The 483-nt window shown below is 46.0% G+C and carries 1 protein-coding gene; it reads left to right on the top strand.

The genetic code is table 11. The annotated features are described in order from the left end of the window. The coding region (locus tag AW165_RS18525; protein ID WP_212823918.1) for a hypothetical protein at positions 1-483 on the top strand (483 nt) is incomplete at both ends.

Here is a 483-nt window from a genome sequence, read left to right as displayed (position 1 = left end):
TACAACGATTTGTGTCCTGACGGATTACCACATTCAACTGTCTTTCCTACCTTCCGATCTACAAGTCGATGAAGATGTGATGTTCACTTACGCGCAGGCGGTAAGCAGTGTGCCTCAAACTTCACCATTTGTTGAAGTGACAGAAGCGAACTGGGATGCAAACCAATCTAAGCTGCAAATCAAACTGACTAACTCACAAGGTTGGCAAAAACCAGAAGTATTGGTTGATGGTGTCGATGAAGCAACCAGCGATTACAGTTTCAAATTGGAAGGGCTGCATCAAGAGGGCAACACGCTTACTGCCAATTACCTAGTGAATACTTGGTTGGGTGACGTAGAGCTGGATAACCAATCGGTTTATGTCTCAATCAAAGACAACAACTTACTGGCGCAAGAAACCGCGCAAGCCAAAGCGGGCGTGATTACAGAAGCCTTGCCAAGTACATCACTGGTGAACATTTTCTTGTTCGCGTTACTCGGCGG

The sequence above is a fragment of the Acinetobacter sp. LMB-5 genome (assembly GCF_001541635.1).
In the GTDB taxonomy this organism is placed as follows: Bacteria; Pseudomonadota; Gammaproteobacteria; order Pseudomonadales; family Moraxellaceae; genus Acinetobacter; species Acinetobacter pittii.
The sequence above is the reverse complement of the archived record's forward strand: the minus strand, read 5'-3'. Positions and strand labels throughout refer to the sequence as shown.